Raw genomic sequence first — 13,634 nt, 5'->3', positions numbered from 1 at the left:
ATTTTGATAGAAGAGGATAGGAGTTTTAACATTGCGACTGACGATCAAGCAAATTGAAGAACAATTATTGAAAATAGATAATCCGAAACATGAACTTTTTCGAACCTTAATGACGGATAATCGTAAAGGGGTACAAACGATCCTTAAAAGATGGAAGAGCGAACAAGAAAAACAGCAACTGCTACAAGATAAGTTTATGAAAATGCTAAGTTATGAACGACAGTACAGACAAGAAGGATACCAACTTATCGCGGGTATTGATGAAGTTGGTCGAGGTCCTTTAGCAGGACCTGTTGTATCAGCTGCCGTTATTCTTCCTGAGGATGTTTTTTTACCAGGTATCGATGATTCGAAAAAGTTAACAGAAAAAATGCGTGAACTTATGTATAAAGAAATTAAAGATGAGGCTATTTCAATTGGAATTGGAATCATTGATAATGACGAAATTGATCGCGTCAATATCTATAATGCCACGAAGAAAGCAATGTTAATGGCGATCGGGCAATTAAATCCAAAACCGGATTTCCTTTTAATTGATGCAGTTAAACTAGATACTCCTTATCCATCCCAATCAATCATTAAAGGAGATGCTCTTTCGGTATCAATTTCTGCAGCTTCAATCATAGCTAAAGTAACACGGGATCGATTATTAAAAGAATATGATAGAAAATATCCTGGTTACGGGTTTGCAAATAATGCAGGATATGGTACAAAGGAACACCTAGATGGACTTAAGCGACAAGGGATCACCCCCATTCATCGAAAGACATTTGCTCCTATTAAAGAATACATAGATGAATAAGGATGAAAACAAATGATGAATATGATCACTCTGTTAACGGGTTTAAATAGAGAGAATGGTTTACACGCACCTAGAACAACTTTTCAACCAGGGCAAATTCTAAATGGTAAAATAATTAAACTTTTCCCAAATAATATTGCCTCTCTGAATATAGGATCACAAAAAGTAGTAGCCCAATTAGAAGCTTCTTTAGACGTTCAACAACGCTACTGGTTTCAGGTTCAACCTGGAAACGGTCATATAAAACTAAAAGTTATCGCTAGAGGTGTGATGGATGCTCCTAGCTCACAGGCTGAGATTTCAATTCTTTCTTTAATGGAGTCCCTATCAATCCCTAATAAAGGTACAAGGTTAGAAGTGCTGAAGTATTTTTTGAAGGAGCAGCTGCCAATCAATAAAGAAGTGATCGAGAAAAGTGCAGAGTTATTAAAAACTGTAAAGGCACAGCAAAATGGATTTGATGCAATCAAGTTACTTTTGCAAAAACAATTGCCCTTAACATTAGAAACGGTTAACGCGATGGTAGCGGTTTTGGACGAAGCTTCATTAAGTAAAACGATTGAAAATGTAATAGCATTATTACAAAAAGAACCCCCTTCTGATACGAGAGCAAAACTAGCTCTTTTATTAAAAGAATACGTTCATTCTACGCACAAAATCGAGCAAGAAATGTTAGTGTTCAAGGCAGGCAAACAGGACGTAACACCAGGTTTGGTTCAAACTTCATCGATCGCAGAAGGATTGGTCAAATTAATTCATCGTATGGGTTACAGTTATGAAAATAGTCTACTCCAACTTCTCCACAACGATAAAAAAAATCCTGATACCATGAAACCTTTATTAATGAATTTATTGAAAGAAATAGGAGCAGAACCACTGAAAACAGCAGTAGAGAAACTTCTAAATAAATTAACGGGTGTTCAGCTATTAAGCCATGAATTAAGCCCTATGCAACACCAAGTAGTACAAATACCACTGTTCTTCCAAAATCAAAATCTTGATTTAACGGTGCAATGGAGCGGAAAAAAAACGGACAATGATGAGATCGATCCGGACTATTGTAGAATTGTTTTTTTCTTAGAACTAGCTAATCTAGGGGACACCCTAATCGACATGAATGTACAGAATCGAATTGTGTCTTTAACGGTAATGAATAATAATGAAGAATTAAAATCAATTGCCCAGCCTCTTATTCCTCTATTAAAAGAGAGTTTACATTCCGTTCATTATACGTTATCAACTGTACATTTTAATCCCTTCATACATTCACATAAGAAACCTTCCATCAACATGATGGCTGGTAGTGCTTATTCTGGAGTTGATTTGCGAATATGAGTAAGGAAATGAGCCATAAAAGAGCAGCTGTTGCATTGAATTATGATGAACAAGAAATGACTTCTCCAACTGTCATAGCCAAAGGAAAAGGTGAAATAGCCAAAAAAATTGTCGAGCAAGCAAAAGCAAGTGGAATCCCTATACAAGAAGATCCAACACTCGTTGAGTTACTAAGCGAATTGAATATCAATCAACAAATTCCGGAAGATCTTTATAAGGTGGTTGCGGAGGTCTTTGCGTTTATTTATCGCCTTGATCAAAAACAAATGGTAGATAATAAAGAACTGCATAAAAATTAATTCTTCCTTATAATAGCAAGCAACTAATAGAAAAATGCTATATAAGGATATCAACAAAAAATGTAAGCGATTGCAAATAAACTTAATTTTTGAATATTTTAAAAAGAAAGGGATTTTTGAATCATTATAGTGGACAAGTGACTTTTTTATAAGATAAAATGAAAGCGCAGTATATTTCTACTAAAGGTAATAATACCAATTTTCAGAAAAAACTAGTAAACAACTAAATACTGCTATCTTTAAATAGTTTAATAGGAGGATGGGGAATGAATATTCATGAGTACCAAGGTAAAGAGATCCTCAGACAATACGGGGTAACAGTTCCAAAAGGTAAGGTTGCTTTCACAGTTGAAGAAGCTGTTGAAGCGGCAAAAGAATTAGGAACTGAGGTTTGTGTAGTTAAAGCACAAATTCACGCTGGTGGACGAGGAAAAGCAGGTGGTGTTAAAGTAGCTAAAAATTTAGATGAAGTTCGTACATATGCGAGTGAAATTCTTGGCAAGACACTTGTAACACACCAAACAGGACCAGAAGGAAAAGAAGTAAAACGTCTTCTGATTGAAGAAGGCTGTGATATTAAGAAAGAATATTATGTTGGACTTGTATTAGATCGTGCAACTTCTCGCGTAGTCTTAATGGCATCTGAAGAAGGTGGAACAGAAATAGAAGAAGTAGCAGCAGAAACACCTGAGAAAATTTTCAAAGAGGAAATTGATCCAGTTGTTGGGTTAATGCCGTATCAAGCACGTAGAATTGCTTTTAACATTAATATTCCACATGATTTAGTCAATCAAGCGGTTAAATTCATGATGGGACTATATCAAGCTTATATTGAAAAGGATTGTTCCATTGCTGAAATTAACCCACTAGTTGTAACGGGTGATGGGAAAGTAATGGCATTGGATGCTAAGTTAAATTTTGATTCAAATGCTTTATACAGACAAAAGGATGTAGTAGCCTATCGTGACCTTGAGGAAGAGGATCCGAAAGAAATCGAAGCTTCTAAGTATGATTTAAGCTATATTTCCCTTGATGGAAATATCGGTTGTATGGTAAATGGTGCGGGTCTTGCTATGTCTACGATGGACATTATCAAGCATTACGGTGGAGATCCAGCCAACTTCTTAGATGTTGGTGGTGGCGCAACCGCAGAAAAGGTAACAGAAGCATTCAAGATTATCCTTTCTGATGAAAATGTAAAAGGGATTTTTGTGAATATCTTTGGTGGAATTATGAAATGTGACGTGATTGCAGAAGGTGTTATAGAGGCTGCAAAACAAATTGGCTTACAAGTTCCTCTTGTTGTCCGTTTAGAAGGAACGAATGTTGACTTAGGTAAAAAGATCTTAAATGAATCTGGGTTAAATATCGTAGCAGCAGAATCAATGGCTGATGGAGCCCAAAAAATCGTTTCGCTAGTTAAATAGGAAAGGAGAATCATTGTGAGCGTATTTATAAATAAAGACACAAAAGTAATTGTCCAAGGAATCACTGGTTCCACGGCTCTTTTTCATACAAAACAAATGCTTGAATATGGTACAAAAATTGTCGGAGGAACATCTCCTGGAAAAGGCGGTCAAGAGGCAGCGGGAGTACCAGTTTTTAATACCGTAAAGGACGCAGTTGATGCAACGGGTGCAGTTGCTTCTGTTATTTATGTACCTGCTCCATTCGCTGCAGATGCTATTATTGAAGCGGTTGATGCTGAACTGGATTTAGTTATTTGTATTACAGAGCATATACCAGTCTTAGATATGGTAAAAGTGAAGCGTTATATGGAAGGAAAGAAAACTCGTCTCGTTGGTCCAAACTGCCCAGGAGTCATTACTGCGGATGAGTGTAAAATTGGTATTATGCCTGGTTATATTCATAAAAAAGGTCATGTTGGTGTTGTATCCCGTTCTGGAACATTAACTTATGAAGCTGTGCATCAATTAACACAAGCTGGTATCGGTCAAACAACAGCTGTTGGTATTGGTGGAGATCCTGTAAACGGTACAAACTTCATTGATGTTTTGAAAGCATTTAATGAAGATCCTGAAACAGAAGCTGTTATTATGATTGGTGAGATCGGTGGAACAGCTGAAGAGGAAGCTGCACTTTGGGTGAAAGAAAATATGACGAAGCCAGTTGTTGGCTTTATTGGTGGACGCACGGCTCCTCCAGGAAAACGTATGGGTCATGCAGGTGCAATTATTTCTGGTGGAAAAGGCACTGCTGATGAAAAAATTCGTGTGATGAACGAGTGTGGAATTAAAGTAGCAGATACTCCGTCAGTTATGGGCGAAACATTAATTTCTGTACTTAGAGAAAAAGGGTTATACGAAAAGTGTAAAACACATTAATACGGTAATTGACTTGGAAAGCCTCTCTTTCTAGAGAGGCTTATTTCCCATGTTTTTGTGTTAATTCATTATATTAAAATAAGGCTGTATGAAAGGTTTCCTGTTGATTTTGGACTACTATTGACTATAGTGGAAGACGCGAAGCCACCTGAGGAGAAGGTGTGACAGGCAATGCATAGTAAGTTTCAATGTGGTTGGGCATAGCTGAATGGAAAGTAAAATGCCTAAAATGGATCTTAACAATAGTTTAACAGGGTCAAATATAAATGATGTGTGGAAATTGTTAAAACGGAGGAATTAGTATGAAAGATTTTAAAAAAAGGCTCGTACATCTTCATCATTGTAGAGGAGTAGGTTGGAACCAAATCTATACGATTCTCAAAAAAGATCCACAATTAAAGTACCTCTATCAAATGAAACAAATTGACTTTACTTCGTCACAAACTTCCTCAAAAAATACTCTAACCGATTTATATTCACAAAATATCATGAATAATATCCTGCAATATGAACGCTTAGACATTAAGACCACCACTATTTTTGATCCCGATTATCCGCCAATTTTACGGGAAACATATAAGCCACCATGGGTTATTTATTCGCGAGGAAATTTTAATATGTTACATAGGGAAAGATTACTTGCTGTCGTGGGCTCTAGACTTGCAACAAATTATGGGAAAAACGCAATTGAGTTATTATTTCCTTCATTAATAAGGCAAAAGTATGTTATTGTTAGTGGATTAGCAATAGGCGTCGATGCATACGCTCATGCAACGACCATAAAATTAAAAGGTGAAACCATCGGTGTGATAGCTGGGGGATTCAATCATTTATACCCAAAAGAAAATATTCCTTTAGCTCAAGAAATGATGAAGAATCATCTTGTTATATCCGAGTATCCGCCGAATACGAGGCCGGAAAAATGGCATTTTCCTATGCGTAATCGGATTATAGCAGGGATCAGTCATGGGACATTAGTTGTAGAGGCTAAAAAGAGTAGTGGTTCGCTTATTACAGCTAACTATGCCGTACAGGAAGGACGAGATGTTTTTTCTATTCCAGGTCCCATTTCAAGCCCTTTTTCAATTGGAACAAATGAATTGATACAACAAGGTGCAAAATTAGTACAAACTTCTCAAGATATAATTGAGGAGCTTTCATACCCTGAAAAAAGATAACATTCCATGACATGTACTATTTCGCCTAGAAAATCGTTTTTTAACCAATATTTTTTAAGTTATAAAATAAAAAGGTTGAAATTATTTACAAACTGTTATACATTTTGCAACAGAAACAGAATTTATTCTTGGCTATATTTTCCATAGAAATGGGTTGAAAACGTTTGCGAGATATGTAGTTAAAATTGCTACTAAATATTTACGAAAGTATAAGTTTTTTAATTTAGATGGATGTCTAGCTCCAGCGCCTAGCTCCTAGTAGACTTCCTGTTTCTTCCTTAACGATTGTTAACATTGATTCGTATATATGTACTCATAATGTTTCTTGATCTAAAGGGAGAGCATGGACTAAGAGCCACCACAATTTATGGTAAACGACGATGTCTGCACAACCTGTGCAAATCAGTCCAAACGGACTAGGCGAGGCGCTTCCACTTTTCAAATTATTTGACAGATATATTCAAAATAGATAATAATAATGAGTATTTTAAGATAACTGTAAAATAAGAGAATAAATATAAGTGGATAGAATCCCTCTTAGAGGAGGACTTTAGAATGGCAGATTTTCTTGTAATCGTTGAGTCACCTGCAAAGGCGAAAACGATTGAGAAGTATTTAGGAAAAAAATATAAAGTGAAGGCTTCCATGGGGCATATAAGAGATTTACCAAAAAGTCAAATGGGAGTTGATGTAGAAAAACACTTTGAACCCAAATATATTACCATTAGAGGTAAGGGACCTATTTTAAAAGATTTAAAAACAGCAGCAAAAAAAGCTAAAAAAATCTATCTTGCAGCCGACCCCGATCGTGAAGGGGAAGCAATTGCTTGGCATTTGGCAAATAGTTTAAATGTTGACGTTGATTCGGATTGTCGAGTTGTTTTTAACGAAATTACAAAAGACGCGATAAAAGATTCATTTAAGAATCCTCGACCGATTAATATGAATTTGGTCGATGCCCAACAAGCTAGAAGAGTTTTAGATCGTTTGGTTGGGTATAATATTAGCCCTTTATTATGGAAAAAGATAAAAAAAGGGTTAAGTGCTGGGCGTGTACAATCAGTAGCTGTTCGATTAATTATTGATCGAGAAAGAGAAATTGAAAATTTTGTTCCGGAAGAATATTGGACGATCATAGGCGAATTTTTAAGAGGAATGGAAGGATTTGAAGCTTCATTCTTTGAGTTAGATCAGAAAAAAGTTGCACTTTCCAAAAAAGAAGATGTTGATGATGTTTTAAAAAAATTAGACGGAAATTCTTTTGTCGTTGAAACGGTTAGTAAAAAAGAACGCCGTAGAAATCCAGCATTGCCGTTCACAACTTCATCTCTGCAACAAGAAGCGGCCAGAAAATTAAACTTCCGAGCTAAAAAAACAATGATGCTTGCTCAGCAGCTTTATGAAGGTATTGAATTAGGTAAGGAAGGTACGGTTGGTCTAATAACCTATATGAGAACAGATTCAACTCGTATTTCAGATGTGGCAAAGGAAGAGGCGGCTGACTATATAAGAAGTACCTATGGCGCGGAATATTTGCAAAGTAATGACCGGAAGGAAAAGAAAAGTGCAAATGCTCAAGATGCCCACGAAGCCATTAGACCTACAAGTACTATGCGTGAACCAAGTAGTTTAAAAGAATTTTTGTCACGTGACCAATTACGTCTTTATAAATTAATTTGGGAACGTTTTGTTGCCAGCCAAATGGCAGCAGCTGTTATGGATACAATGACGGTTGATCTTAAAAATGGTCCAGTAATATTCAGGGCAAATGGCTCCAAAGTTAAATTTTCTGGGTTTATGAAAGTGTATGTAGAAGGAACAGACGATCCAGTAGAAGAGAAAAAAGACCGTCAATTACCAGACCTAGTAGTGGGAGATAAAGTTATCACAAAGCAAATTGATCCGAAACAACATTTTACGCAGCCACCTCCACGTTATACGGAAGCAAGGCTAGTAAAGACATTGGAAGAACTGGGAATTGGTCGTCCCTCTACCTTTGCTCCAACATTGGATACAATTCAAAAGAGAGGCTATGTGGCTCTTGAAAATAAGCGCTTCATTCCAACAGAACTAGGAGAAATTGTCACTGAAGGAATACGTGAGTTCTTCCCTGAAATACTTGATGTTGAGTTTACTGCGAAAATGGAAGAAGGCTTAGATCATGTAGAAGAAGGTCAAATAAACTGGATTGAAATCATCGATGAATTTTATCAAGGTTTTGAAAAAAGACTTGAAAAAGCGGAAAAAGAAATGCAACATATTGAAATCAAAGATGAGCCAGCGGGTGAAGATTGTGAGCAATGTGGCAGTCCGATGGTATTTAAAATGGGGAGATACGGTAAATTCATGGCATGTAGTAATTTTCCTGATTGTCGGAACACGAAAGCGATTGTAAAAGAAATCGGTGTAAAGTGTCCGAAATGTCAAGAGGGAAATCTAATAGAGCGGAAATCGAAAAAACGCCGAATTTTTTACGGCTGTGATCGCTATCCTGAATGCGACTTTCTGTCTTGGGATAAACCTTTACCTCGTAACTGTCCTAAGTGTGAAGCAATATTGGTTGAAAAGAAACTTAAAAAAGGTGTTCAAGTTCAATGTGTGGAATGCGATTATAAAGAAGAACCGCAGAGTTAACAAAAGGGTGAGTTATGTACTCACCCTTTTGATATTCGGTTTATAACTTTTTTGAAAATTTCGTTAATAATTTGCTTTTACCTATTTTTATATGCTACTCTTAAGTCAATATTGGATTTCATTCATATATAATGTGAATTATTTATGAAATTTATAAAAAAAGTATTTACAAAAACTTATAAATTGTTCACAATATACAATTGGGTTTAAAAATGGCATTGGGCATTTGATTGTTCAAAAATGAACAAGGGATTGGTTGTATGAATACTAGAAAATGAACATTATAAGGTATTAATACATTTTATTTCAGGGAAAATAGTAGGTAAGTCGTTATTATAAATGTTTTTACATTCTATAAAATATTTTTGAATCTTAAACTGATTTCAATCGTAAATTAGAAATGTAAGTATACATAAGAAATTCTTCGTTTTTATTATCATACTTGAAGGAGGCAAACTGATGTCAGGTTTTCATGCAACTACTATATTTGCCATTCAGCATAATGGTCGGTGTGCAATGGCAGGAGATGGTCAAGTTACAATGGGAAATGCAGTTGTGATGAAACACACAGCAAAAAAAGTAAGAAAATTGTTTAATGGTAAAGTGTTGGCGGGATTTGCCGGTTCAGTTGCTGATGCTTTTACATTATTTGAACTGTTCGAAAGTAAACTTGAAGAATATAACGGCAACCTACAACGAGCCTCAGTAGAATTAGCGAAACTATGGCGTAGTGATAAAGTTTTACGAAAATTAGAGGCGATGCTAATTGTGATGAATGACACTGATTTATTACTTGTGTCTGGAACAGGTGAAGTAATTGAACCGGATGATGGCATTTTAGCGATTGGTTCTGGCGGTAACTATGCATTGTCAGCTGGAAGGGCATTGAAAAAACATGCTGGTGAACAATTATCTGCAAAAGAAATTGCGAAGGCATCACTTGAAATAGCAGCTGAAATCTGTGTTTATACAAACCACAATATCATTGTTGAAGAATTATAAAGAAAGGGGAGTTGTCATATATGGGAATGAGTTTAAATTTAACGCCACGTCAAATTGTTGAAAGACTTGATCAATATATTATCGGACAAAAAGAGGCAAAAAAAGCAGTTGCAGTTGCTCTTCGAAATCGTTATCGCCGCAGTTTGTTAGATGAAAATATACGAGATGAAATCAGTCCTAAAAATATCTTGATGATCGGTCCTACTGGAGTAGGTAAAACGGAAATTGCTAGACGTATTGCTAAATTAGTCAATGCCCCATTTGTCAAAGTCGAAGCAACGAAATTTACAGAAGTCGGCTATGTTGGACGGGATGTCGAGTCGATGGTAAGAGATCTAGTTGAAACTTCAATTAGACTTGTAAGAGAAGAGAGAATGCTACAAGTAAAAGATCGTGCTGAGAAAAATGCGAATCAACGTTTAGTTGAATTATTAGTCCCAACAAACAAGAAAAATTCAACGATGAAAAACCCACTTGAAATGTTCTTTGGTGGTAATAATCAAGAAAGTGAAAATAATAATGAAGCTGAAGAACTTAGTATACAAGAGAAAAGAAGAGCAGTTAAGAGACAATTGGATGAAGGTGAACTTGAAAACGAAACCGTTACGGTTGAGGTAGAGGAACAACAACCTTCCATGTTTGATATGTTACAGGGATCTGGTATGGAACAAATGGGGATTAACATGCAAGACGCATTGGGAAGTCTTATTCCAAAGCGACGTAAAAAACGTAAACTATCAGTCCGTGATGCTCGTAAAGTGTTAACTGGGGAAGAAGCACAAAAACTTATTGATATGGATGAAGTAACCCAAGAAGCCATAAATCGTGCAGAGCAAGCTGGAATTATTTTTATTGACGAAATTGATAAAATTGCTAGTAAAAATAATGGCGGTGGATCTTCAGCAGATGTTTCGCGTGAAGGGGTTCAACGCGATATCCTGCCGATTGTGGAAGGATCAACTGTTATGACGAAATACGGCTCAGTTAAAACGGACCATGTTTTATTTATCGCTGCGGGAGCTTTTCATATAGCTAAGCCATCGGATTTAATTCCAGAGTTGCAAGGGCGCTTCCCTATTCGTGTTGAGTTAACGAAGCTAACAACAGAAGATTTCATAAAAATATTGATTGAACCTGATAATGCATTAATTAAACAATATCAAGCATTATTGGCTACAGAAGGTATACAAATTGAATTTTCTGACGAAGCTATAAATAAAATTGCTCAAGTTGCATACGAGGTTAACCAAAATACAGATAATATCGGTGCAAGACGCTTGCATACTATATTAGAAAAATTACTTGAAGATTTATCCTTCGAAGCTCCAGATATAACAATGGAAACCGTATCGATTACACCAACCTATGTTGAGGATAAGTTAGGGGCAATTTCACGTAATAAAGATTTGAGTCGTTTTATACTGTAGGTTTACCCCGATGAAATGGTAGTAATGAAACAAAAAATACAGAAAAGATTACTTTTGTGGTTTTAGTAATAGGAGGAAATAGTAAATGGATTTATTAACGAAATCAAGAAAGATTAATGCGATGCTTCAAAAGGCTGCTGGGAAGTCTGTAAACTTTAAAGAAATGGCAGATACATTATCTGAAGTTATCGAAGCCAATATTTATGTTGTGAGTCGTAGAGGGAAATTATTAGGGTTTTCAGTACAACAACAAATTGAGAATGAACGTATGAAAAAGATGCTTGAGGAACGTCAATTCCCAGAAGAGTATACAAATAGCTTATTTAATATAAGTGAAACAACGGCAAACCTTGATATGGAAAGTCGCTATACTGTTTTTCCAGTTGAAAATAAGGAACTTTTCAAAAATGGATTAACAACAATTGTTCCAATTATTGGTGGAGGTGACCGTTTAGGAACATTGATCTTGTCTAGAATGGAAGAGGAATTCCATGATGATGATCTAATTCTAGCTGAATACGGTGCTACTGTTGTTGGGATGGAAATTCTTCATGAGAAGTCAGGAGAAATTGAAGAAGAAGCACGTAGCAAAGCAGTTGTACAAATGGCGATCAGCTCATTATCGTATAGTGAGTTAGAAGCGATTGAACATATTTTTGAAGAACTAAATGGTACAGAAGGGTTATTAGTTGCTTCTAAAATAGCTGACCGTGTAGGTATTACACGCTCTGTTATTGTTAACGCCCTAAGAAAGTTAGAGAGTGCAGGGGTCATTGAATCTCGTTCGCTTGGTATGAAAGGAACCTATATTAAAGTATTAAATGATAAATTTTTATTAGAATTAGATAAATTAAAAACAAATTAATCTGATGTAAAAATAAGTTTTAAATCGTCCAATAGTATATTGGACGATTTTTTATTATGGGTAAAAAATGTATAAGCCTTTTCCGTTAGAACTGCTCGTGAACTTCCTTGCTTCATCCGCAACGATTACGTCGACACCGATTTGAGCTCTATTTTGCTCAATTGGCTTCTTTAATCTGGAAGGGAAGAACGTCAACGTCAATGTCTGCACAACCTGCGAATGTTAGTCCATACGGAGCTGGCAAGGTGTTTATTCTTTCCTAATTTTGAACAAATTTCGACAATTTTGAAATGTGACCTTTCATACAGGACTTTAATCATTGATATTGTTAAAATATTATTCAAATAAGTTAAATAGCATTAGAAATGAACAGGGTACTGTTTGGGAATATCGGAACTATTACCTAAAATTGGGCCCTTTTTCATAAGAAAATTTACAAGTCTATCATAGACTTATCTTATTAATTTCTTTACAATAAAACATGTATATCGACAAATATCTACATTTTTTAATATTTTCTTTGAAACGAAATAGAGGTGTTAGTATGAGTTTATTTTCAGGTGCGATTTCGACATTGAGTCATGCGTTAAATTATTCAGCAACAAAACAAAAAGTGATCTCACAAAATATTGCGAATGTAGATACCCCGAACTATAAAGCAAAAGAGGTTAGTTTTAGAGCAGCATATGATCAGGCTTTAAACGGATCGTTAGGAATGACTAAAACAGACCCAAAACATATTGATGTAAATCGTAAAACAAATGTATCTTATACTGTTTTACATAAAAACCCATTCAATTATCATGAGTCAGGTAATAGTGTGGATATTGATAAGGAAATGACTTCCTTGGCAACTAATCAAATTTACTATAATGCTTTAATCGAAAGAGTAAGCGGGAAATTTTCCTCCCTGCAAAATGTGATTAGAGGTGGAAAGTAAAATGTCTATGTTTCATAGTATGAATATCACGTCGTCTGCCTTAACAGCACAACGATTAAGAATGGACGTTATTTCTTCTAATATGGCAAACGCAGATACAACTCGTGCCAATTTGGTAGATGGAGAATGGGAGCCGTATAGACGAAAAAGGGTTGTAATGGAACCAAAAGAGAACTCCTTCTCTACTTATCTAGAAAGTGCAATGGGTGGTGATCAAAACAGTGTTGGAAATGGTGTTAAAGTAACGAAAATTGAGGCAGATGACACTCCTTTTCAATTAGTTTATGATCCAGATCATCCTGATGCAGATGATGAAGGTTTTGTGAGAATGCCAAACGTTGATCCGCTTCGGGAAATGGTTGATCTTATGAGTGCTACAAGATCTTATGAAGCAAATGTAACGGTATTAAATGCATCGAAAAATATGTTAATGAAAGCATTGGAAATTGGAAAATAGAGAGGAGTGTAATGGTTGAGCAATATATCGTTTAACCCATCGATCAACCCATTAAATAACCCAAACACGACAGCTACCAAAGCAACACCTTTTGAAGCACAGAAGAGTTTCTCTTCTTTCTTAAAAGATTCGCTAAATAAAGTGAATGAAACGCAAATTAAATCAGACCAATTAACAGAAAAAATGGCGTTAGGTCAAGACGTTGATTTACATCAAGTTATGATCGCTTCTCAAAAAGCCAGTATCACAATGCAATTAACATTAGAAATTAGAAATAAGGCAGTAGAAGCTTATCAAGAAATGATGAGAATGCAAGTTTAATAGGGTGATATACAAAGTTTGGCCAATAT

General features: G+C 35.7%; 13 protein-coding genes. All 13 read left to right on the top strand.

All coding sequences use genetic code 11. From position 1 onward, the window contains the following. Positions 1-31: 31 nt before the first annotated feature. The 13 genes from Q5760_RS16290 (at position 32) to fliE (ending at position 13,605) form a co-directional block, all read left to right on the top strand. Entirely contained in the window at positions 32-802 is a 771-nt protein-coding gene (locus Q5760_RS16290) for a ribonuclease HII (protein ID WP_428908678.1), read from the top strand. Positions 803-814: 12 nt separating this feature from the next. Then, positions 815-2,137, top strand: coding sequence for a hypothetical protein (locus tag Q5760_RS16285; protein WP_428908677.1), 1,323 nt, complete (start codon positions 815-817; stop codon positions 2,135-2,137). After that, positions 2,134-2,436, top strand: coding sequence for an EscU/YscU/HrcU family type III secretion system export apparatus switch protein (locus tag Q5760_RS16280; RefSeq protein ID WP_428908676.1), 303 nt, complete (start codon positions 2,134-2,136; stop codon positions 2,434-2,436). The genes Q5760_RS16285 and Q5760_RS16280 overlap by 4 nt, the downstream gene beginning before the upstream one ends. Before the next feature lie 266 nt (positions 2,437-2,702). Next, positions 2,703-3,863, top strand: a complete 1,161-nt coding sequence (gene sucC / locus Q5760_RS16275; protein WP_428908675.1) for an ADP-forming succinate--CoA ligase subunit beta — start codon at positions 2,703-2,705, stop codon at positions 3,861-3,863. Positions 3,864-3,878: 15 nt separating this feature from the next. Continuing rightward, entirely contained in the window at positions 3,879-4,781 is a 903-nt protein-coding gene (gene sucD / locus Q5760_RS16270; protein ID WP_428908674.1) for a succinate--CoA ligase subunit alpha, read from the top strand. Positions 4,782-5,083: 302 nt separating this feature from the next. Beyond that, positions 5,084-5,959: a DNA-processing protein DprA gene (gene dprA, locus Q5760_RS16265; protein WP_428908673.1), complete on the top strand. Its 876-nt coding sequence runs from the start codon at positions 5,084-5,086 to the stop codon at positions 5,957-5,959. A gap of 555 nt (positions 5,960-6,514) precedes the next feature. Continuing rightward, entirely contained in the window at positions 6,515-8,593 is a 2,079-nt protein-coding gene (gene topA, locus Q5760_RS16260) for a type I DNA topoisomerase (protein WP_428908672.1), read from the top strand. A gap of 459 nt (positions 8,594-9,052) precedes the next feature. After that, entirely contained in the window at positions 9,053-9,595 is a 543-nt protein-coding gene (gene hslV, locus Q5760_RS16255) for an ATP-dependent protease subunit HslV (RefSeq protein WP_428908671.1), read from the top strand. Positions 9,596-9,621: 26 nt separating this feature from the next. Beyond that, on the top strand, positions 9,622-11,022 hold the full coding sequence (gene hslU / locus Q5760_RS16250; RefSeq protein WP_428908670.1) for an HslU--HslV peptidase ATPase subunit: 1,401 nt from the start codon (positions 9,622-9,624) through the stop codon (positions 11,020-11,022). 85 nt (positions 11,023-11,107) lie between these two features. Beyond that, entirely contained in the window at positions 11,108-11,887 is a 780-nt protein-coding gene (gene codY / locus Q5760_RS16245) for a GTP-sensing pleiotropic transcriptional regulator CodY (RefSeq protein WP_428908669.1), read from the top strand. Positions 11,888-12,431: 544 nt separating this feature from the next. Then, complete coding sequence (gene flgB / locus Q5760_RS16240; RefSeq protein ID WP_428908668.1) at positions 12,432-12,827, top strand: flagellar basal body rod protein FlgB; 396 nt, start codon at positions 12,432-12,434, stop codon at positions 12,825-12,827. A 1-nt stretch (position 12,828) separates the two neighbouring features. Continuing rightward, positions 12,829-13,284: a flagellar basal body rod protein FlgC gene (gene flgC / locus Q5760_RS16235; RefSeq protein ID WP_428908667.1), complete on the top strand. Its 456-nt coding sequence runs from the start codon at positions 12,829-12,831 to the stop codon at positions 13,282-13,284. Between the two features lie 24 nt (positions 13,285-13,308). Further along, entirely contained in the window at positions 13,309-13,605 is a 297-nt protein-coding gene (fliE, locus tag Q5760_RS16230) for a flagellar hook-basal body complex protein FliE (protein ID WP_428912607.1), read from the top strand. Positions 13,606-13,634 lie beyond the last annotated feature (29 nt).

Origin of the sequence: Niallia sp. Kr1, from assembly GCF_050389805.1 — a bacterium.
GTDB lineage: Bacteria > Bacillota > Bacilli > Bacillales > Cytobacillaceae > Bacillus_BD.
This window is presented reverse-complemented; position numbering and strand designations above follow the sequence as displayed.

Bases quoted from the DNA above. Each gene is read 5' to 3' on its own strand.
- Q5760_RS16285 (WP_428908677.1), top strand. From the start codon at position 815: ATGATGAATATGATCACTCTGTTAACGGGTTTAAATAGAGAGAATGGT.
- Q5760_RS16280 (WP_428908676.1), top strand. From the start codon at position 2,134: ATGAGTAAGGAAATGAGCCATAAAAGAGCAGCTGTTGCATTGAATTAT.
- sucC (WP_428908675.1), top strand. From the start codon at position 2,703: ATGAATATTCATGAGTACCAAGGTAAAGAGATCCTCAGACAATACGGG.
- dprA (WP_428908673.1), top strand. From the start codon at position 5,084: ATGAAAGATTTTAAAAAAAGGCTCGTACATCTTCATCATTGTAGAGGA.
- topA (WP_428908672.1), top strand. From the start codon at position 6,515: ATGGCAGATTTTCTTGTAATCGTTGAGTCACCTGCAAAGGCGAAAACG.
- hslV (WP_428908671.1), top strand. From the start codon at position 9,053: ATGTCAGGTTTTCATGCAACTACTATATTTGCCATTCAGCATAATGGT.
- hslU (WP_428908670.1), top strand. From the start codon at position 9,622: ATGAGTTTAAATTTAACGCCACGTCAAATTGTTGAAAGACTTGATCAA.
- codY (WP_428908669.1), top strand. From the start codon at position 11,108: ATGGATTTATTAACGAAATCAAGAAAGATTAATGCGATGCTTCAAAAG.
- flgB (WP_428908668.1), top strand. From the start codon at position 12,432: ATGAGTTTATTTTCAGGTGCGATTTCGACATTGAGTCATGCGTTAAAT.
- flgC (WP_428908667.1), top strand. From the start codon at position 12,829: ATGTCTATGTTTCATAGTATGAATATCACGTCGTCTGCCTTAACAGCA.